Source organism: Aurantimonas aggregata (assembly GCF_010500835.1).
GTDB lineage: Bacteria > Pseudomonadota > Alphaproteobacteria > Rhizobiales > Rhizobiaceae > Aurantimonas > Aurantimonas aggregata.
Map to the genome: position 1 here is coordinate 114,678 of NZ_JAAAMJ010000009.1, position 20,688 is coordinate 135,365.

The window sequence follows — 20,688 nt, forward strand, 5'->3', positions numbered from 1 at the left end:
GGGCAACGCGGCCGGCTCCCGTCTTCCTCGCCCGGGATTCCTCCATGCTTTTGACCATTGCGGACTGGTTCCGTGAGCTGAACGAGACCACCGGTCTCAACTTCACGGTGTTCTACGACGCCTACGACGCCCGCAATTTCTTTGAAGGCATCTGGGTCACGATCCAGCTGACGATCGCTTCCGTGCTGATCAGTATCGTCATCGGCGTCGTCGGAGCGTTCGTGCAGACGGCCGGCCCGTTCTGGGCCCGCGCGCTGATCGACGGTTTCGTCTCGGTGTTCCGGAACACGCCGCCGCTCGTCCAGATGTTCTTTTTCTACTTCGGCATCGGCAGCCTGCTTCCGGCCTCCTACAACGACATCGGCCTCATCGAGCCATGGCTCACCAGCTTCCAGTGGGCGGTGCTCGCTTTGTCGCTGTTCGCCGGCGCCTTCAACATCGAGATCTTTCGCTCCGGCATCGAGGCTGTTCCGCGCACGACCGCCGAGGCCGCCGAGGCGCTGGGCTACACCAGCTTCGGCCGGTACCGCCATGTCGTCCTGCCGCTGGCCCTGCGCATCTGCCTGCCGGCGCTGACCAACAATCTCGTCAACCTGCTCAAGACGACCACGCTCGCCTACACGATCGCCGTGCCCGAGACGCTCTACGCCGTCAGGCAGATCTGGACCGAGGCCCAGAACGTGCCGGAAATGATGTCGCTGCTCCTGATCGTCTACATCGTCCTGGTCGGGATCCTCGTCTGGATCATGCACATCTGGCAGCGCTCGCTCGAAATACCCGGATATGGCCGATGACCGAGGATTTGCGTTCCGGCCGCCTGGCCGTCCTTCTCCCGCCCCGCCAGAGAACCGCCGCGGTCCGCTCGGGCGCGATCTTCGGCTGCGCCGCCCTGGTCATCGCCCTCGTCGCCATTGCCGGCGTCGCACGCTCGCAGGGCGTCGAGACCGGGCCGGATTCATGGGTGACGGTGCTGATGCGGTGGAGCCCGCTGCTGCTCGGCGGGTTCGCCTTCAACATCGCGATCTCGCTGATCGCCATGACGATCGGCACCGTTCTGGGCGCCGGTCTCGGCATCGGCCTGCTCAGCGAGAACGCGTTCATCCAGAGGGTCTCCTGGTGCGTGATGCAGTTCTTCCGCAACTCGCCCTGGCTCGTCCTCTTGTTCTTCGCCATGTTCCTGGTGCCCTTCCAGATCAGGATCGGCGACACCGTCATCCCGCTGCCCGGATGGATCAAGGCCTGCGTCGGGTTTTCGCTGCCGGTCATGGCCAATGTCGCGGAGATCGTGCGCGGCGCGGTGAAGTCGCTGCCGGCGACCCAGTGGGAAGCGGCGGAGTCGCTTGCCTTCACCCGCCGGCAGACGATGTGGATGATCATCCTGCCGCAATGCTTCCGGCGCATGCTGCCGCCCTGGATGAACCTCTATTCGCTCATCACCATGGCGACCGTGCTCGCCTCGGTCGTGGGGGTCTCGGAAATGCTGACCCTGACCTCCGACGTCCATGCCGCCGAAGGCGGCCGCCCGTCGCTGTTCGCGCCGCTCTACGGCTTCGCACTGGTCTGCTTCTTCCTCTATTGCTACCCGATCGGGCGGCTGACCGTTTACCTTGAGAGACGCCTTCATGTCTGAGAACGCCGCCGCGGATCGGCCGTCGCCCCGCCCCCTCGTCCAGTTGATCGACGTCCACAAATCATTCGGCGAACTGGAGGTGCTGAAGGGGATCGACCTCAGCATCCAGAAGGGCGAGGTTGCCTGCGTGATCGGCCCGTCCGGGTCCGGCAAGTCGACCCTGATCCGGTGCATCAACGCCTTGATCCCGGTGACGTCGGGAACGATCCGCGTCGACGACATCGAGGTGAGCGATCCGAAGGTCGACAAGCTGACGCTGCGCCGGCGCGTCGGCATGGTCTTCCAGCAGTACAATCTCTTTCCCCACAAGACGGCGCTGCAGAACATCATGATGGCGCCCTGCCACGTCCTCAAGCAGGACAAGGCCGAGGTGGAGGTGCGTGCCCGCAAGCTGATGGCGAAGGTGAAGCTGGAAGGAAAGGAGAACGTCTATCCGGGCGAACTTTCCGGCGGACAGCAGCAGCGGGTCGCGATCGCCCGAAGCCTGGCGATGCAGCCCGACGTGATGCTGTTCGACGAGGTGACGGCCGCGCTCGACCCCGAGACCGTCCAGGAAGTCCTGTCGACGATCCGCGAGCTCGCGGAGGAAGGAATGACCTGCGTCCTCGTCACCCACGAGATGGGCTTTGCCCGCGAGGTCGGCGACCACGTCTATTTCACCGACAAGGGCACCATCGTCGAGCACGGGCCCCCGCAGGAATTCTTCGCCGCCCCCAGGGACGAGCGAACCCGGAAGTTCCTTTCGCAGGTTCTCTGAGCGGGCGACGGCCACGCTCGACCGGATGCAGGGGTTGCACGCTCGGCCTGGCGCTCAGGCGCGAAGGCGACGGGGCTCCTGCCGGCCTCCCTGCGCTGCGTCCGCCGCCCAGTTGATCAGGCCGGCGAGGAAGGCGTCGCAGCGTTCAAGCTGGGCGATCTCGACATATTCGTCCGGGCGGTGCGCCTCGGCGATGCGGCCGGGGCCGCAGATGACGGTCTCGATGCCGAGGATCTCCTTGAAACGGCCGGCCTCGGTGCCGTAGGCGACCTTGGCGTGGCCATTGCTGCCGGCAAAGCGCTGGGCGAGCTTGACGAGTCCGCTCTCGGGCGCGGTCTCGATTCCCGGCACGGCGGCGAAGACCTCGATCGCGATCCCCGCCTCGGGGGCGATGGCCCGCATCTCCGTCTCCAGCACGTCCCGGGCGTAAGCCGCGATCTCCGCAACCAGCGCGTCCGGGTCCTCCCCCGGCATGACGCGGAACTCGAACTCGAATTGGCAGGCATCGGGCACGATGTTCAGCGCGGTCCCGCCGTGGATCTTGCCGGTATGCGCCGTGGTGAAGGGTACGTCGTAGGCCTCGTCGCGCTTGCCTTCGCGGGCGAGGCGCGCGCCGATTTCCCGTAATCGGGCGATGAACAGGGCCGCATATTCGATCGCGTTGACACCCTGTGGCGCCAGCGAGGAGTGGCAGGCGCGGCCGGTCACCGTGACCCTCGCCGAGCGCTTTGCCTTGTGCGCGACCACGACTGCCATCGAGGTCGGCTCGCCGACGACGCAGTATTGCGGCAGGGTGGCGCGGCCCTTCAGGGCTTCCAGCAGCCCGACGACGCCGACGCATCCAACCTCCTCGTCATAGGAGAATGCGAGATGAATCGGACGCGCGAGATCGGTGGCAAGCATGTTCGGCACCGCGGCAAGGACGCAGGCGATGAAACCCTTCATGTCGCAGGCGCCGCGGCCATGGAGCCTTCCGTCCCGCTTCGTTAGGGTGAAGGGGTCGCTCCGCCATTCCTGCCCCGCCACCGGCACGACGTCGGTATGGCCCGACAGGACGATGCCCGGCACGTCTGCCGGGCCGATCGTCGCCCAGAGATTGGCCTTCTGGCCGCTGGCGTCATAGACGCGCTCGCTCGCCACCCCGAAACCCGCGAGATAGGCCTCTACGAAATCGATGAGCGCGAGGTTGGAGCCGCTGCTGGTCGTATCGAAGCCGACGAGATGGCGCAGGAATTCGGGGCTCGACTGGAGATGCATGGAAGAAACTCCGACGGGCGCCGTTCGGGAGACGGCGCGGGGACGACGATCAGATGAGGGCCTTGCGCACCAGCGCCATGAAGTCCGCGGCGGCCAGCGACAAGGGCCGGCTGGCGGGCGACAGGAAGCAGGCGCGATAGGGAATGGCCGGCGCGAACGGCCGCACGACGATGCCGCTGCCGAGCTGGTGGACGATCGGGAAGGGATTGAGCAGCGCCACCCCCAGCCCTTCGCGAACAAACTCCGCCGCCGAGACCGCCGTGGCGGTTTCGATGACCATGTGGCGGCGCACCCCGACCTTGTCGAAGAACCGGTCGATCTGGCTGCGGCCGGAATGGCGACGGGTCAGCGCGACGAACGGCTGGCCTTCCAGATCCTGCGGCCGGATGATCTCGTGGTCGGCCAGTCTGTGCCGGCTCGGCAGCGCACAGATCGCCTCCGTCGCGACCAGCAGATCGCTGCGCACGCCGTCGTGCACGACGGCAGTGTCGGTCAGGCCGATATCGTGACGGTCCTCGGCGATGCCGGTCACCAGCACATCGCTCGAAAGGACCTCGAAGACGATTTCGAGTGCCGGATTGGTCTTGGTGAACCGGGCGACGATCGGCGGCAGGAACCGGTGCGCGATCGTCGGCGGCGCGGCGATGCGCAGCGTCCCGCCATGCGAGCTGGCGGCGCTCGAGCGATCGACGATCCGGCCGAGGGCCGCGAAGATCGGGCCCAACTCGTCGTTGACCGCCAGCGCGTCGGGATTGGGGACCAGCCGGCCCCCCGATCGATCGAAAAGCTGCCGGCCGAGCGTCGCCTCCAGCTCGGCGAGCGCCCGGCTGACCGCCGATTGCGACAGGCCGAGCCGCTGCGCCGCAAGCGTCGTCTTGCCGGTCTCGACCAGCGCGCGCAGCACCTCGAGCTCACGAAGCGTGAACCCCGCGCGGCGCGGCTCCTGTCGGACGGGCGATGATTTTTCAGGCATATCTATGCGGTAAATGTATATCTTTTGCTCTTTCAAATTCAACTACAGCATAATAGCCTCACTGCCAACAGTCGGATTGACCCGGCGGTGCGGCGCTCGGACAGAGGTCCGGCGCGCCGGAATCCTCGTATGTTCGTGGAGAGACAAGATGAAAACAGGTGCCCTCTTTACCTGCCTCGTCGCCGGCACTGTCCTTTCCGGCGCGGCCCAGGCGGCTGACCTCGTCGTCGGTCTCAAGTCGGAAGCGACGTCGATGGACCCGCAGTTTCACCAGCTGTCGACCAACACCCAGGTGCTGCTCAACATCTTCGAGGGGCTGACCAACCAGGACGCGTTGCAGAAGGTGACCCCAGCGCTGGCGACCGAATGGGAGGCGGTCGACGACACCACCTGGCGCTTCACCCTGCGCGACGGCGTCAAGTTCCAGAACGGCAGCACGTTCTCGGCCCGCGACGTGATCTACACCTATTGCCGCGTGCCGCTGGTGGAGAACTCGCCCTCGTCCTTCACCATCTACACGGCGACCATCACCGACGTGAAACCCGACGGCGACAATGCCGTGCTGATCAGCACCGACGGCCCGAACCCGCTGCTGCCGACCGACGTCGCCAACCTGCCGCTCCTCTCGGCCGACGCCGCCGGCGCCGAAGACACCGTCACCTACAAGCCGGGCGGCGAATGCGAAGGCATGGGGACCGTGCCGCAATCGGCCGACTTCAATTCGCCCGAGATCACCGTCGGGACCGGGCCCTACCGGCTGGAAAGCTTCGTGCGCGGCAGCCAGATGGTGCTGACGCGCTACGACGACTACTGGGGCGAGCAGCCCGACTGGGACAAGGTGACGCTGCGGCCGCTGACCAGCGACGGGCCGCGGGTGGCCGCGCTCCTGTCGGGCGACGTCGACATGATCGAGTCGCCGCCGATCCAGGATCTGCCGCGTATCGAACAGGCCGGCTACAGCGTCGTCGACGCGCTGTCGAACCGCATCATCTATCTTGCGATGGACCAGGACGGCGAGGCCCCGAGTATCGGCGGTACGGACGGCAAGAACCCGCTGCTCGACAAGAAGGTCCGCGAGGCGATCTCGCTGGCGATCAACCGAGACGCCATCGTCGAGCGCATCATGGGCGGCTATGCCCAGGCCGCCGGCGAATTGCTGCCGCCGCCGATGTTCGGCACCAACGGCCGTGCCGTCGATGCCTACGATCCGGAAAAGGCCAAGCAGCTCCTCACAGAGGCCGGCTATCCCGACGGTTTCGAGATCACGCTCGGCACGCCGAACGACCGCTACATCAACGATGCGCAGGTCGCCCAGGCGGTCGCCCAGATGCTGGCGCGGATCGGCATCCGGACCAATGTCGACGCGCAGACGGCGAGCCAGTTCTTCTCCCGCCGCAACGCGCTCGACTTCCCGATATATCTCGCCGGCTGGAGCGCCTCATCGGGCGAGATGTCCTCGCCGCTGAAGTCGCTGGTCGCCACCTACAACAAGGAAGCGGGGACCGGCCCGACCAACGCCGGGCGCTATTCCAATCCGGCGATGGACGAACTCCTGAAGACGGCGATGACGACGATCGACGATGCGGAGCGCGAGAAGATGCTGCAGGAGGCCGAGCAGATGGTGCTCGACGATTTCGGCATCATCCCGCTGCATTACGAGCAGACGGTCTGGGCCCTCAAGGAGGGGCTGACCTACGAGCCGCGCGTCGACCAGTACACGATCGCCTCGCAAGTCCACGCCGCGGAATAGGCCAGCCCCGATCCGCACCGCCGAACCAGGCAGAGGCGGCCCCGACAGGTGTTAGGCGCCGTCCTCGCCCGACGACTTCGCCACCCCCGGCGAGCCGTCGACCGCCAGCCCCGGGCGCCCTGATGCGCGCCGGTCGCTGGATGGCCCGATCCAACCCGGACGCCGACGATGACCGTCTATCTCCTGCGCCGTCTTGGTCAGAGCCTCATCGCCCTCGCGGCGATGGCGATCATGGTGTTCGTCGGGGTCTTTGCCATCGGCAACCCGGTCGACATCCTGATCAACCCGGAGGCGAGCCAGGCCGAGATCGCCGCAACCACGGCGCGGCTCGGTCTCGACAAGCCGCTATGGGAGCAGTTCGCGCGCTTCGTCGGCAATCTCTTCCAGGGCGACCTCGGCACCTCCTTCGTCTACGGCCGGCCGGCGGCGGAGATCATCCTGGAGCGGCTGCCGGCGACGATGGAGCTGGCGGTGACGGCACTGCTGATCTCCGTGCTGATCGGCGTGCCGCTCGGCGTCTATGCCGGGCTTAAACCGGACAGCATCGGCGGCCGCTCGGTCATGGCCGGCTCGATCTTCGGCTTCTCCCTGCCGAATTTCTGGCAGGGCATGCTGCTGATCCTGGTCTTCTCCGTGCTGCTCGGCTGGCTGCCGGCCGGCGGGCGCGGCGAGACGGTGACGGTGCTCGGCGTCCGGCTGAGCTTTCTCACCTGGGACGGACTGCAGCACATGCTGCTGCCGGCGCTGAACCTGGCTCTCTTCAAGATGTCGCTGGTGATCCGGCTGACGCGGGCCAACACCAGGGAGGTCTGCCTGCAGGAATACATCAAGTTCGCGCGGGCCAAGGGGCTCTCCTCGCGCCGCATCGTCCTCGTCCATATCCTGAAGAACATCATGATCCCGGTGGTGACCATCCTCGGCCTCGAGCTCGGATCGATGATCGCCTTCGCCATCGTCACCGAGACGGTTTTCGCCTGGCCCGGCATGGGCAAGCTGCTGATCGACTCGATCAACCTGCTCGATCGCCCGGTGATCGTCGCCTACCTGATGCTGACGGTGGTGATCATCGTCTCGATCAACCTCGTCGTCGACCTGCTCTACTCGGCGCTCGATCCCCGGATCCGGCTGTCGCAGGTAAAATCATGAGCGACGACGCCTTCGTCTCCGGCCTCGCGCCCGCCGCGACATCGCCTGTCGCGGTCGACAGCCCGCTGAAGCGCATCGCGCGCGCCTTCTTCGAGGACCGGCTCGCCGTCGCCGGCCTCGTGCTTTTCCTCGCCATCCTGCTGCTGGCGGTCTTCGCGCCGCTGATCGCGCCGCAGAACCCCTACGACCTCGCCCAGCTCGACATCATGGACGGCGGCCAGCCGCCGGGCGCGGCGAGCTTCGCCACCGGCGGCACCTATTACCTCGGCACCGACGAGCAGGGCCGCGACATGCTCTCGGCGATCCTCTACGGGCTGCGCATCAGCCTCGTCGTCGCGACGGTGTCGCTCGCCTTCGCCATCGCCATCGGCGTCACCGCCGGCATCGCCGCCGCCTATTTCGGCGGCCGGATCGACGCGCTGATCATGCGGGTCGTCGACCTGCAGCTGTCCTTCCCGGCAATCCTGATTGCCCTCATCCTGCTGGCGCTCTGGGGCCGCGGCGTCGACAAGGTGATCATCGCGCTGGTCATCGTGCAATGGGCCTATTACGCTCGCACCGTCCGCTCCTCGGCGATTGTCGAGGCCCGCAAGGACTACGTCGAAGCGGCACGATGCCTGGCGCTGTCGCATGGCCGGATCATGTTCCACCATCTCCTTCCGAACTGCCTGCCGCCGCTGATCGTCGTCGCCACGGTGCAGATCGCCCAGGCCATCGCGCTCGAGGCGACCCTGTCCTTCCTCGGTGTCGGCGTGCCGATCACCGAGCCCTCGCTCGGGCTGCTGATCGCCAACGGCTACGACTATTTGCTCTCGGGCCGCTACTGGGTCAGCCTGTTCCCCGGCATAGCGCTGGTCGTCACCACCCTGGCGATCAACATCGTCGGCGACCGCCTGCGCGACGTCTTCAATCCAAGGCTGCAGAAATGACCCCGCTGCTCAGCGTCGACGGGCTGCAGACGCATTTCTTCACGCGCGACGGTGTCGCCAAGGCGGTCGACGGCGTCAGCTTCAGCCTCGAGCGCGGCCAGATCCTCGGCCTTGTCGGCGAATCCGGCTCCGGCAAGTCGGTCACCGGCTTCTCGCTTCTCGGGCTCGTCGACCCGCCCGGCCGGGTCGTCGGCGGTACCATCACCTTCGACGGCGAGGACCTTGTGAAGGGCGGCGAGCCGATGCTGCGCACGCTGCGCGGCAAGCGCATCGCGATGATCTTCCAGGATCCGATGATGACGCTGAACCCGGTGCTGCGCATCGACACGCAGATGGTCGAGACGGTGCTGGCGCACGAGAGAATGTCCCACGCCGAAGCGCTGAAGCGTTGCCGCGAGGCGCTGGTGATGGTGGGGATCTCGTCTCCCGACGAACGCCTGCAAAGCTATCCGCACCAGTTCTCCGGCGGCATGCGCCAGCGCGTCGCCATCGCCATCGCGCTCCTGCACAAGCCGGACCTGATCATCGCCGACGAGCCAACGACGGCGCTCGACGTCACCATCCAGGCGCAGATCCTCGCCGAGGTGCAAAAGCTGTGTGCCGAGACCGGCACGGCGCTGATCTGGATCACCCACGATCTCGCCGTCGTCTCCGGCCTCGCCGACCGGCTGGCGGTGATGTATGCCGGCCGCGTCGTCGAGGAGGGCGAGACCGCCCGCGTCATCGAGCGGCCGCTGCATCCCTACACCAAGGGGCTGATCGACTCCGTGCCGCAGGGCAAGACGCGCGGCGCCCGGCTGCAGCAGATCAGCGGCATGACGCCGTCGCTGCTCGCCCTGCCGCAGGGCTGCGCCTTCCGGCCGCGCTGCGCGCGCGCCGACGCGGCCTGCCTCGAAGAGCCGGCGCTCGAGGAAAAGCTTCCCGACCGCAAGGTCCGCTGCTTCCATCCCTGGACGCTCGACGCGGCGGCGGATGCGCACATGCCCACCGTGACGGAAACGGCCGACCAACGGAGCGGGGCCGCCGCCCGGACGGGGACACGGGCATGAGCGAGGCAATCCTCGAGATCGACGGCGTCTCGAAGCGCTTCGTCAAGACTCTCGATCTTGCCGAGAGAGCCGCGCGCATGCTCGGCGCCACGGTGCGCGAATTGACCGTACACGCCGTCGACGGCGTCGACCTGTCGATCCGCAAGGGCGAGGTCATGGGCCTCGTCGGCGAATCCGGCTGTGGCAAGTCCACCCTCGGGCGCATGGTTGCCGGCCTGCACCCACCCAGCGCCGGGCAGATCCGCTTTCGGGGCCGCGACGTGGCAAGCCTGAAGGGCGCCGATGCTCGGGAAGCCGCACTGAAGGTGCAGATGGTCTTCCAGGATCCGATGTCGTCGCTCAACCCGCGAATGCGGGTCGACCAGATCGTCGGCGAGGCGCCGCGCGTCCATGGCCTTGCCGGCAGCGGCGAGATCGACGCCTATGTCGAGGCGGCGCTGCAGCGTGTCGGCCTCGATCCGGCGATGCGCAAGCGCTATCCGCACCAGTTCTCCGGCGGCCAGCGGGCCCGCATCGGCATCGCCCGCGCGCTCGCGGTGCAGCCGGATTTCATCGTCTGCGACGAATCCGTCGCCGCCCTCGACGTCTCGATCCAGGCGCAGATCCTCAACCTGTTCATGGACCTGCGCGAGGAGCTCGACCTCACCTACCTATTCATCAGCCACGATCTCGGCGTCGTCGAGCACATTTCCGACCGCATCGCGATCATGTATCTCGGGCGGATGGTCGAGCAGGGCGCCAGCGAGGAGATCTTCACCGCGCCGAACCATCCCTACACCCAGGCGCTGCTCGCCGAGATCCCGACCTTCGCCACCACCAAGAAGACCTATTCGGCGATCAAGGGCGAGATCCCCTCGCCGATCGATCCGCCCCCCGGCTGCCATTTCCATCCGCGCTGCCCGCACGCGTTCGAGCGCTGCCGCGTCGAGCGCCCGGCGCTGAAGGAAATCGCCGCGAACCGCTATTCGGCCTGCCATCTCAACGACATGAGCTGACCGGCCATGTCTCTCGCCGCCAAGCGCGTCGGGACGCACCGCACAAGCCAAGAGAAAGACCATGACCCAATCCAACGCCGAGCGCATCTGGAACCTCGTCGACGCCAGGCGCGCCGACTACGAGGCGCTGAGCGATCGCATCTGGGGCATGCCGGAGATCGCCTACACCGAATACCGGTCGAGCGCCGAGCACGCGAAGATGCTGCGCGACGAGGGATACAAGGTGACGGAGGGGCCGGCCGGCATTCCCACCGCGGTCATCGGCGAGGCCGGCTCCGGCGGCCCGGTGATCGCCTTTCTCGGCGAATACGACGCCCTGCCCGGCCTCAGCCAGGAGGCCGACATCGCCGAGCCGAAGCCGCTCGACGGCAATGGCCACGGCCATGGCTGCGGCCACAACATGCTGGGCTCGGCGGCGCTCCTCGCCGCCACGGCCTTCAAGAACTATCTCGCCGAGAACAAGCTGCCGGGGACGGTCCGCTATTACGGCTGCCCGGCCGAGGAAGGCGGCGCAGCCAAAGCCTTCATGGTCCGCGACGGCCTCTTCGACGACGTCGACGCCGCCATCACCTGGCATCCGGCGTCGCTGACCCGGGTCGACGACGCCAAGTCGCTCGCCAACACCCGCATCGACTTCACCTTCAAGGGCCGCGCCTCGCACGCGGCAGCGGCGCCGCATCTCGGGCGCTCCGCGCTCGACGCGGTCGAGCTGATGAATGTCGGCGTCAACTATCTGCGCGAGCACGTGCCGGCGGATTCGCGCATCCACTACGCCATGATCGACGGCGGCGGCATCGCGCCGAACGTCGTGCAGGCGCGCGCCAAGGTACGCTACGCCGTGCGATCGCGCGACATCCACGGCATGAAGGCCCTGAATGCCCGGGTGATCGACGTCGCCCGCGGCGCGGCGATGATGACCGGCACCGAGGTCGAGGTCACCATCCTCAGCGCCGTGTCCAACCTTCTGGCCAACACGCCGATGGAGGAGACGATGCAGGCCAATCTGGAGCGGCTGGGGCCGGTCCCCTTCGACGCCGACGACCGGGCCTTCGCCGCCAGGATCCAGGCGACGCTGAGCCAGGAGGACATCGCCAACGACTATCTCAGCAACGGCGTCGACGAGCGCTCCGACACCCCGCTCTGCGACTTCATCGTGCCGTTCGGCTCGGTCGGCGAGCCGATGATCGGATCGACCGATGTCGGCGACGTTTCCTGGGCGGTGCCGACGGTGCAGGCGCGCGTCGCGACCCACGCCATCGGCTCGCCCGGTCACTCCTGGCAGATCACCGCGCAGGGCAAGGCGCCTGCCGCCAAGAAGGGCCTCGTCTACGCCGCCAAGGCGATGGCGGGCACGGCGGTCGACCTGCTCGGCGATCCGGCGCTCCTGGCGCGGGCCAAGGCGGATCATCAGGCGCGGCTTGCCCGCAAGCCCTACGCCTCGCCCATTCCCGCCGAGGTGAAGCCGCCGATCCAGCCACGACCGCAAGGCGGCTGAGGCGCCCGGCGGCGGAACGCGCGATCGTCGCCCCGGCACGCGGGCGCATTCACAGCGTGTCGAGGCGGTCGTCGGAGGCTCCGACGGACGTCAGGCCTCGATCAGCAAAGGCTCGTAGCTTCTTCGGTAGAGAGAGCCGCCGGCAAACCGGAGAAGCCCGCCGCTGAGGGCCAGTGGCAGCCAGCGAATTCTGTCGCGGGTTTGGGATTGCTTCTGGACCCAGGCCACGCGCGATTGACGCCGCGGCGCGTAGGCCTCCAGCGCGGCGTCGAGATCGTGCGTTCCGGTGACCGCGTCGGCCAGCAGAACCGCGTCCTCGCAGGCCAGGCCTGCCCCCTCTGCCATGCTGGGAGACATCGCGTGCGCCGCATCGCCGATCAGAACGACCCGGCCGCTGACGGTGGTTTGCGGCTGCACGGACTCGATCCGGCTGAAATGCATTTCGGTCGCGGGAGGCAACCGGTCCAGCAGAGGCCTCAACGGCACGCCAAAATCGGCAAAGATTTTCTGCAGGTCCGCGGCCGCGCCAAAATCGCTGAAGTCGCCGGAAGGATGGGCGATCCCGGCATTGACGTAGAGCGTCGAGCGATCCACCGGGATGACCAGCAGGGACCGACCTTTGGCCAGCATCACCGTCCAGGAGGAAATCCCGATCATGTTCGGAACGAAGAAGCGCCAGCAAGCATCGCCGGTGTAGGACGGCGGCGCCGGATCGACGGCAAGACGGCGGACCGTCGAGTTCAGGCCATCGGCACCGACGACGAGATCGTAGGTCGCGGTGCTCTGGTCATCGAACGTCACGACGCAGCCGCCGGAGGTCTGCCGGAGGTCCGAAAAGGTGACGCCGGTGCGGATCGGCAGCGTCTCGATCGATTCACGCAGGATCGCGTGCATTTCGGCGCGGGGCAGCGACAGGCAGGGCCCGCAGCCGGCCCAGAAGGCCGCCGCGTCGATGCGGCTGAGCAGCCTGCCGCGGAAATCGAGAAAATCCTGCCGGACGATCGGCACGGCCGACTGCATAATGAGCGGCATCAGCCCGAGTTGGCCGAAGGCTCGCGAGGCATTGCCGGGAAGGAACAGCCCGAAGCCCGGCGTGCGCCAATCCGAGCGCCAGTCGATGATGTCGGCGCTGATGCCGCGGTTCAGCAGCGCGCGCGCCAGCGAGAGGCCGCCGATACCGGCGCCCACGATGAGTATCTTCACGATTGCAGACCTTGTGTTCCGCGGAAAAAAAGATCTCGCCGATGCGAGATGACCGGCACGAGACGGTTGATCGGCCAGATGGCCTTCCCGTTTCGATGGACAGAAAACCTGCGGGAAGATCGCCGCAGGCTCCTCAAGAGGATTGTCCAGACAATCGGTGCCGCAAGTTTGCCGGACATTTCAGTTTGCGCGCGTTCCGCTACATCTGAAATCCTGAGGCCTTGGCCAGCGAAGGTCCCGCGCCTTCCTGTCGCGCGCTACCGGACGGTCTCCACATCGGCGGTCAGCATGTATCCGACCCCCCGCTCCGTTCTGATGAGCCGAGGATTACTCGGGTCGGCCTCCAGCTTGCGCCGCAACCGCAGGATCAGCACGTCTATGCTGCGGTCGAACACCTCCTCGTCGTGCATGCGCGTGGCGGCGATGAGCTGCTCGCGGCTCAGGATCTGCTGCGGCGATCGCAGGAAGGCGATCAGGAGGCCCGGCCGGAGGCGATCGCCATCGTCTGCACCAACATGCGTGGGCCGCTGGTTGCTGCAGCGCTGGAGCGGCGTCTGGGTATCCCGGTTCTCGACTCGGTCGCCTTTACCCTGTGGGGCTGCCTCGACGCCATCGGCGTTCCGACGGAGAAGCTGGCCGGCTTCGGGTCGATCTTCGCGCCGCGCGTCCAGCCGTCAGGGAAGGTATCGACGTTGGCTTTGGAAAGCTGATGCAGGATCTGGAGGACGATCGCCTGAACGAGGCGCCGACGAGGCCGGGCCCGACCAACCTCCACGATCAGGTCATCGCCGAGTTGCGCGACCTGGTGACGAGGGGCGAACTGGTGGAAGGCAAGCGCGTGCCGGAGGCAGCGCTCTGCCAGCGCCTCGCCATCTCCCGCACGCCGTTGCGCGAGGCGCTGAAGGTGCTTGCCGCAGAAGGTTTCATCGCGCTCAGACCCAATCGCGGCGCCGTCGTGGTGCCGATCGACCGCGCGGCGGTCGCAGCGGTGTTCGAGGTCAAGGGCGGACTGGAACGCCTGATCGGGTTGCTGCTGCCGGAGCGCATCGGGCGGCCGCAACTGGCGCATCTGGAGCAGCTTCACGAACAGCTTCGCTCGCACTACCAGGACGGCGGCGTCGCCGCCTATACGCGGCTCAACCACGAGTTCCACGCAGCCCTCGCCGCCGCGACCCGGAACGATGCGCTCGTGCAGGTCTATTCGGGACTGCAGCAGAAAATCCTGCGGGCGCGCTTCGCCATCAACGAGCAGCCGGCACGGATCGGGCAATCGATGGCGGAGCATGACGGCATCATGGTCATGCTGCGCGCCGGCGCGGCCCAGGACCTCGCGCATCGCCTCGAAGAGCACAACCGCCTGACCGGCGAAGCGATCCTGCGCCAGCTCGGCGAGACGCTGGCCGAACCGGGAGCCGCCGGATGATGATCCTTGCGGCCGACCACATCCTGCCGGCCGCCGGTTCCGCCTGGATCGAAGACGGCGGCCTCCTTATCGCCGACGGACGCATCAAGGACAGCGGCAGTCGCGCCGAAATCGTGGCGCGCTGGCCGCAGGTATCGGTAATCGATCTCGGGCATGCGGCGATCCTGCCCGGCTTCGTCAACGCCCACCAGCACGGCCGCGGCCTCAGCCAGATGCTGCTCGGCTATGCGGACGATGCGCTAGAGCCTTGGATCGCGGGGCGTCGCCGCCACGGCCCGCCCGACATCTATGCCGTGACCCGCCTTGCCGCCGAGGCGATGCTGGCGAATGGCGTCACGGCGACGCTGCACGCCAACTATGCCTACGGTTCCGGCGACTACGAGCAGGAACTTGACGCGACGATCCGCGCCTATGCCAATAGCGGGCTCCGGGCGACGATCTGCGTCGGCTACCAGGATCGCGGCCATCGGTTCTATCCTGGAAACGATGGGACGCGGAGCGACGATGTCCCTCTCAATGCGCCTTATGCCTCCAACCTGAAGGCGACATTCGCGCTGATGGACCGGCTGCAGGCGCAGTGGGCGGGTACGCCGACGCTCTCCTTCGCCTACGGCCCGGCCGGGCCGCAATGGGTGAGCGACGAAGCGTGGCGAGCGCTCGCGGCGGATGCGGTGGAGCGGCAGGTCGGGCTGCACTTCCATCTCTTGGAGTCGCCGGCGCAGGCGCAGGCCTGTCGCGACCTCTACCCGGAAGGCACGCTTGCCCGGCTCAGCTCGCTGGGCGTCTTCCATGCCCGCACGAGCTGCGCCCATGGCGTCTACCTCGGGGAGCCGGACCTGCGGGTCGCCCGCGACAACGATCTGGTGATCGTCGCCAATCCAGGCTCGAATTTGCGCCTGTTCAACGGCATGCCGCCGCTGGCCTCGATCCTGGCGGCCGGTTGCACGCTCGCCGTCGGGACGGACAACTGCGCGCTATCCGACGACGAGGATTATCTGCGCGAGTTGCGGCTCGCCACCGTCGCTGCGCGGGTGCCCGGCATCGAGGGCGCGGGACCCTCGGCGCATCAGGCGCTGGCGCTCGCCACCCGCAACGGCGGTCGGGCGGCATTCCTGCCTGAGAACAGCGGCGTGCTTGATGTCGGTGCGCCGGCAGACCTCATCGCCCTCGCCCTCGATCGCATCGCCGGCGCGGAGACCACCCCGCCGATCGAGCTTCTCGACCTCATCCTTGGACGCGGTCACGGCGGCGACGTGGTCCTTACCATGACCGATGGCCTGATCCGCTATCGTGCCGGCGAGGCAGACCGGCAGCGCCTCGCTCGCTGGCAGTCGCTCGCCACTCGGTCGGCCCGAGCAAGATCCGTAGCGGAGACCGCCGAAACGGTCGCGGCTCTCCAGAGCCGGATCCGGGATTACTACACGCGAGCCCAATAGGCCTTGCTGGACGGCGACGCTGGCGCAACGGCATGTTTGCGAGGCGGCAGAAGTCGAGCGTGAGGTTCCGTCGGATATTTCAGCAACCGGATCAGGATCATGGCTCTGAACCGGCGGCAGATAATATGACAAAATCATACCGACGCCGTCGAACGGTGACTTATGTTACAGCTCGGCCGACCCTATTGATGGTCGCTCCGTGGACCCCCGGCCTAGTCCGCCCATGAACGTACCATCCGAGATGTCATGATCGCATCCCATGGGGAAGACACCGACCGATTTGAATTAATCTCGGTGGAGAGAGCATGTAAAGCCGGACAGATTTTATACATTGTCGCATAAACGGACGGATAACATCGTACGTATCAAATTTAACGCTCTTACGTAATCCCACTTGTACTTCAGAAGGCGCATACGTTCATAACGAACCCCTGTGGTAAGCCGCCGGAAATAATTCCCCTCACTAAGCGAATGGACTTTCATAACTTCGTTGCGGCCCCGGAAATGGTGTCCACCGATATCTTCGACTGAAATGTACCGAGGCAGAAACGAAAGTCGGCCCAGCAGATCGCCGGAAATCAAAACGGCCCTTCCGGTCTCACGACAGAGCCCTTCCAGGCGCGCTGTCGCGTTCATCACATCACCGAAATAAGCGATCTTGTGCCGATCAACGCCGACTTCCGCAGTGACGACGCTTCCGCCATGAAGGGCTGCCCGTAGCTCCGGTACGTGGCCGAAGCGTTGGATCCATAGATGGCGATCCCTTTGCAATACGGCCCTGATCGTGAAGGCGCAGGCGACGCAACGTGCGTTCTCCGTTCCGCGCTCGAGCGGCCACGACACGATGATCTGGTCACCGATATAGTCGTCGACTTGCCCTCTATGACGCCGCACCGGTTCCGCGATTGCAGCGAAAACGGCCTTGAGCAGCTCCTGAGCGGCAAAGTCGCCATGCATTTCGGCATAAGCCGTCGAGCCGACGACGTCGAGAAACAGGAACGCCCGTTCCTCGCTGACGGGGCGGTGGTAACGGCCCAGCATCAGTTTGGAAAATGTTCCCGCCCCCAAAAGATCACGCATGCGAATGACGAAAATGAAGGCTGCACAGACGAGAAGCGAATAAGCCACCGCCGATCCGGAAGGGGTGATCGCCTGCGAGAGCGTCTCCCACCCAAGTCCAAAAATCCAGCATATCGAACCGGCAGCGATCATCGCGATCAGCACAATGACAAGAAGGACTGCCTCGGCGGCGAGGAAGGAGACCGGGGCGGGTAGTCCCCGGAGCGAGTCCCGTATCTGCCCGAGAAACAGTCCACGTTCGTGCATCGTCGTAAGGGTGGCGATGCAAATGCCGAACACCGCTCCCCGCGCGGGCGAACCGCCGCCCTCCAAAAAGGATTCGTACAAGGCGCCGGCCGCAGCCCCGGCAAGTACGATGATCAACCAAAACGTAGCTTTGAAGTGAAGCATGGATACTCCGCAGGCGCCGCCTTCTTCCGGAGTCTCGACCCATAATGGGTCACGAGATCTGTTTTCGGAACGGCATCGCAATGTCGCGCACCTCGGTGCGCAAAAAGATTTCGGCGATAAGCAGGTTAGGCACCCAGCAACGGACCGAGATCGCTCCACAGGCGGGAAGCGGTGGCAGGTCCGCCACTTCCGCCAACGGCCTCAGCAATCGCAGCGTGACTGACGCCGGCGTCAGGGCCCAGGATCGAACCATCCAGCGTCGATCCGAGGCAAAACGCCCGTTCGCAGCGCGTTGTCAGCCGAGCAGGTAGACCACGCTCCAGGCGACGGCGAGCATGCCGAAGCCGGCGGACGTGATTGGTCCGCAGTCGATCCAAACTCCCATAAGAGACCACTCGCAGCCCCGACAAGGCAGTAGACAACGGAAGCACGGCCCACGAGGCGGTGGACTGACGATGTTCCCCGCCACGGTATGGCGGCGAACTGCACGGCCCCCGGCATGGGGCCGTCGAGGCGAATCCCGCGTGGAGAACCAGCCGGGGATCACGGAACGCGTTTGCGCCGATGTTATCCGGGACAGGAGGAGATCGAGTACGTAGCGGTAGAAGCCCGGCGCGACGATCGTGGGTACGAAAGAGGTGATCACGCTCACCCTCCATGACCATAGGGATCCTGCGCCATTTTCAGGGGTTGAAGATACTGCCATTGACGGGTGGCCGACGCCGATCATGTCGAGTTCCTTCCACATTGGGAAATGAATTACCGACAATGATCCGTACGGATTTCTCGCACCTTCACCATTGCATTAGATGATGAAACGTTGCGGGGCTGGTTGGTCAGGTGTCATGTACGCGTTATTTTAAACTCGACCTGGCCGTCAGGTCATCAAAGCTATGCGTTTCCGGAAGCTGCTGGCGACGTGATTTTGCTGACGAGCGTCTCCGCTGCGCCCGCGCATGATTATTCGGTCGCATGGGCAGGGAATTCGCGTCTGGAAGGAGTCATGGATCAATGTCTCTCCCGTGGCCCACTTCTCGCGCGCGCCGCCGCTCGACCTTGAACAGAAGCACGAGGGAAGCGGACAGGAGCAACGCGGCGTTGAAGGTGTGGAAGACGAGCGCCACCGGCCCGGACGCGGCAAGCGCGAATTGAGCAAGGTAGGTCAGAACGATCACGCATGCCCACCATCCGAAGCCACGCAATCGGGACATGAAGAACGCATATCCTGCGATGACAAGCACCTGAAAGCCGACCAAGTCGCCGATCAGGGCGTGGATGTCTCCCAAGAGGCCGCCAGACAACGGCTGAGCGACCAGCAGGAACCGGATGGCAAGGAGCCCAGGCAGGATTCTGGCGGTGAGGGTGAAGAATACGGGCGTGCCGAGATCGAGGTGGCGAAACGTATCGTGCGTCACAGTCGGCATCGGATCACGCCGCCCACTGCACGGCCCGCCCCGGCGTCCTGGAAATGAAGTTCCTGAGTGCCCTCTCGTAGCCGCGCGCCGCCTGCTCCAGCGCCTCTGGCTGGAGCTTGTCGGCGGTGAAGACAATGTGAGGCTCCTGCCACGGCAGACTGCAACGATGGGCCGTCGCCTTCAGTGGCGTCAGTATCTCGTCGATGGAGAAATGGTTCCCGCCGTCCCTCCCATATGCCTCCGGCGCGTTGCCCGCCGTCGCGGCGACCATCAGGGGCGTGCCGGCCAGCCGGCCGCCCTCTTCCCGCGGGTACACGTAGTACATGCGGGTCAGAACCGCATCTTGCCACGCCTTGAGCAGCGCCGGGGTCGAGTACCACTGGATCGGGAACTGCAGGACGATCCGTTCCGCGCCCAGGAGCTTTTCGGCCTCGCTGCCGGCCGCCTTCGTCATGTCGATCACACCATCGCGATAGCGTGCCTGCACGTCGACGACCTCGACTCCATCGATTCCATCTGCCGCAATGGCGAGTGCGGCATTCGCCTTCGACTTCGACAGGTCGCGGTGGAAGACAAGTACAAGTGCCTTGGCCATGTCGGCCTCCTTGGCTTTGGTCATGACGCCAAGGTAGGGAGGCGGAAGAAATCACTCCAACTGATAAATCTTATAGCGCAATATACACCGCATGAATTTGAGAGCGCTTGACCTGAACCTGCTGGTGATACTCGACGCCCTGCTTGACGAGGCGCATGTCAGCCGCGCGGCCCGCCGGCTGAACCTCTCGCAGCCTGCCGTGTCCAATGCACTCCAGCGCTGCCGCGACCTGTTCGGCGATCCGCTTCTCGAACGCGGCGGTGGCACGATGCGCCGGACGCCGAAGGCCGAGAGCCTGCGCACGCCTCTCAGGTCGCTTCTCGCGAACGTGGCGGATCTGATCGATCCGCCGGAGCCGGCGCTGAAGGACATCCGCCAGGTGATCAGGGTGATCAGCGCAGACGATCCGATGTCCTTCGTTGCTTCAGCCCTGATATCGACCTTGCAGGAGACGGCACCCGGGATCACGATCGTCTTCCGGTCATGGCAGGGGGCGGATGCGGCCATACGGGACTTGCTGGACGGAGAGGCCGATCTTGCGATTTCGGTCTTCGATTGGGAGGAGGAGAACGTCGAACGCCGGGCACTTTTCGAGGAAGATTATGTGGTGGCGATGCGACGAGGCCATCCGGCCGCATCCAATTTCGGCCTCGACAGCTGGCTCGAGTGGGCGCACGTGCTCGTATCGGGCCGCGGCGATCTGCGGTCACCACTCGATCCGCGACTGAAATCCCTCGGACGATCGCGTCGCGTCGGGATCGTCGTACCTTCCTTTCAGGTGGTCCCGCGCATTCTTCTCGCGACGGACCTGATCGCCACCATGCCCCGCCGGAGCTTTCACCTGCATGCGGAAGGCGGCCTCGTGGCTTTCGAGCCACCGATCCCAACTGAAGGCTTCCCATTGCACCTCGGGTGGCATGCGCGGCACGCGAACGATCCAGGCATACGCCACGTCGTCGAAACCATCGCGACGATACTCGCGCCAGCGGCGGACGAGTGAATATACCGCCCGGCCTCGGTTTGTGCGACCGTCTCCTGTATCCGCCGTGCCGCAGCTCTGCGGTCAAGCTGTGCCGGGACGCCGGGGGGATCATGACCGAAGGGCCTGGTTCGAACGTGTATCGGCTCGACCAGCCCTTTCAGCGCATGGGGGGGACATCAACAC

General features: G+C 65.8%; 18 protein-coding genes and 2 pseudogenes. 12 read left to right on the top strand and 8 right to left on the bottom strand.

What is annotated here, in order from left to right:
* The first annotated feature begins 44 nt into the window (after positions 1–44).
* The 3 genes from GTW51_RS13210 to GTW51_RS13220 are packed head-to-tail and all read left to right on the top strand — an operon-like array spanning position 45 to position 2,387.
* Positions 45–794, top strand: a complete 750-nt coding sequence (locus tag GTW51_RS13210) for an amino acid ABC transporter permease (RefSeq protein ID WP_163044404.1) — start codon at positions 45–47, stop codon at positions 792–794.
* A complete protein-coding gene (locus tag GTW51_RS13215) occupies positions 791–1,630 on the top strand; it encodes an amino acid ABC transporter permease (protein ID WP_163044405.1) in 840 nt (279 codons plus the stop codon). The genes GTW51_RS13210 and GTW51_RS13215 overlap by 4 nt, the downstream gene beginning before the upstream one ends.
* Positions 1,623–2,387, top strand: coding sequence for an amino acid ABC transporter ATP-binding protein (locus GTW51_RS13220; RefSeq protein WP_163044406.1), 765 nt, complete (start codon positions 1,623–1,625; stop codon positions 2,385–2,387). The genes GTW51_RS13215 and GTW51_RS13220 overlap by 8 nt, the downstream gene beginning before the upstream one ends.
* A 54-nt stretch (positions 2,388–2,441) precedes the next feature.
* On the opposite strand, the gene argE is transcribed toward GTW51_RS13220, so the two are convergent.
* Both argE and GTW51_RS13230 read right to left on the bottom strand, forming a co-directional pair.
* Complete coding sequence (gene argE / locus GTW51_RS13225; protein ID WP_163044407.1) at positions 2,442–3,644, bottom strand: acetylornithine deacetylase; 1,203 nt, start codon at positions 3,642–3,644, stop codon at positions 2,442–2,444.
* A gap of 49 nt (positions 3,645–3,693) precedes the next feature.
* Positions 3,694–4,617, bottom strand: a complete 924-nt coding sequence (locus tag GTW51_RS13230) for a LysR substrate-binding domain-containing protein (protein ID WP_281354605.1) — start codon at positions 4,615–4,617, stop codon at positions 3,694–3,696.
* 148 nt (positions 4,618–4,765) lie between these two features.
* On the opposite strand from GTW51_RS13230, the gene GTW51_RS13235 reads away from it, so the two are divergent.
* From GTW51_RS13235 to GTW51_RS13260, 6 genes are all read left to right on the top strand, one after another.
* A complete protein-coding gene (locus GTW51_RS13235) occupies positions 4,766–6,367 on the top strand; it encodes an ABC transporter substrate-binding protein (RefSeq protein WP_163044409.1) in 1,602 nt (533 codons plus the stop codon).
* 168 nt (positions 6,368–6,535) lie between these two features.
* Positions 6,536–7,513: an ABC transporter permease gene (locus tag GTW51_RS13240; protein WP_163044410.1), complete on the top strand. Its 978-nt coding sequence runs from the start codon at positions 6,536–6,538 to the stop codon at positions 7,511–7,513.
* A complete protein-coding gene (locus GTW51_RS13245; protein WP_163044411.1) occupies positions 7,510–8,442 on the top strand; it encodes an ABC transporter permease in 933 nt (310 codons plus the stop codon). Before GTW51_RS13240 ends, GTW51_RS13245 begins: the two co-directional genes overlap by 4 nt.
* Positions 8,439–9,491 (top strand): ABC transporter ATP-binding protein, encoded by a 1,053-nt coding sequence (locus GTW51_RS13250; protein WP_163044412.1) that lies wholly within the window; start codon positions 8,439–8,441, stop codon positions 9,489–9,491. The genes GTW51_RS13245 and GTW51_RS13250 overlap by 4 nt, the downstream gene beginning before the upstream one ends.
* On the top strand, positions 9,488–10,486 hold the full coding sequence (locus tag GTW51_RS13255) for an ABC transporter ATP-binding protein (RefSeq protein ID WP_163044413.1): 999 nt from the start codon (positions 9,488–9,490) through the stop codon (positions 10,484–10,486). The genes GTW51_RS13250 and GTW51_RS13255 overlap by 4 nt, the downstream gene beginning before the upstream one ends.
* A gap of 61 nt (positions 10,487–10,547) precedes the next feature.
* Entirely contained in the window at positions 10,548–11,981 is a 1,434-nt protein-coding gene (locus tag GTW51_RS13260; protein WP_163044414.1) for a M20 family metallopeptidase, read from the top strand.
* Positions 11,982–12,071: 90 nt separating this feature from the next.
* Here GTW51_RS13260 and GTW51_RS13265 read toward each other — a convergent pair whose 3' ends face one another.
* Both GTW51_RS13265 and GTW51_RS23935 read right to left on the bottom strand, forming a co-directional pair.
* A complete protein-coding gene (locus GTW51_RS13265) occupies positions 12,072–13,184 on the bottom strand; it encodes an FAD-dependent monooxygenase (RefSeq protein WP_163044415.1) in 1,113 nt (370 codons plus the stop codon).
* A gap of 257 nt (positions 13,185–13,441) precedes the next feature.
* Positions 13,442–13,663 (bottom strand): annotated as a pseudogene (locus GTW51_RS23935) (winged helix-turn-helix domain-containing protein); the annotation flags it as partial.
* A 230-nt stretch (positions 13,664–13,893) separates the two neighbouring features.
* Here GTW51_RS23935 and GTW51_RS13275 point away from each other — a divergent pair.
* Positions 13,894–14,607 (top strand): GntR family transcriptional regulator, encoded by a 714-nt coding sequence (locus GTW51_RS13275; RefSeq protein ID WP_163044416.1) that lies wholly within the window; start codon positions 13,894–13,896, stop codon positions 14,605–14,607.
* Positions 14,604–16,043 carry an amidohydrolase family protein gene (locus tag GTW51_RS13280; RefSeq protein WP_163044417.1) on the top strand — a complete coding sequence of 480 codons (1,440 nt, stop codon included), beginning with the start codon at positions 14,604–14,606 and terminating at the stop codon, positions 16,041–16,043. Before GTW51_RS13275 ends, GTW51_RS13280 begins: the two co-directional genes overlap by 4 nt.
* 324 nt (positions 16,044–16,367) lie before the next feature.
* Here the strand turns inward: GTW51_RS13280 and GTW51_RS13285 are convergent, their stop codons facing one another.
* The 4 genes and pseudogenes from GTW51_RS13285 to GTW51_RS13300 form a co-directional block, all read right to left on the bottom strand.
* Complete coding sequence (locus GTW51_RS13285) at positions 16,368–17,513, bottom strand: adenylate/guanylate cyclase domain-containing protein (protein ID WP_163044418.1); 1,146 nt, start codon at positions 17,511–17,513, stop codon at positions 16,368–16,370.
* Positions 17,514–17,562: 49 nt separating this feature from the next.
* Positions 17,563–17,787: pseudogene (locus GTW51_RS24620) on the bottom strand (DUF2306 domain-containing protein); the annotation flags it as partial.
* 727 nt (positions 17,788–18,514) lie between these two features.
* Entirely contained in the window at positions 18,515–18,937 is a 423-nt protein-coding gene (locus tag GTW51_RS13295) for a DUF6220 domain-containing protein (protein WP_163044420.1), read from the bottom strand.
* A gap of 4 nt (positions 18,938–18,941) precedes the next feature.
* Positions 18,942–19,523 (bottom strand): NAD(P)H-dependent oxidoreductase, encoded by a 582-nt coding sequence (locus GTW51_RS13300; protein ID WP_163044421.1) that lies wholly within the window; start codon positions 19,521–19,523, stop codon positions 18,942–18,944.
* 124 nt (positions 19,524–19,647) lie between these two features.
* On the opposite strand from GTW51_RS13300, the gene GTW51_RS13305 reads away from it, so the two are divergent.
* On the top strand, positions 19,648–20,523 hold the full coding sequence (locus tag GTW51_RS13305) for a LysR family transcriptional regulator (RefSeq protein ID WP_343034012.1): 876 nt from the start codon (positions 19,648–19,650) through the stop codon (positions 20,521–20,523).
* Positions 20,524–20,688: the final 165 nt, after the last annotated feature.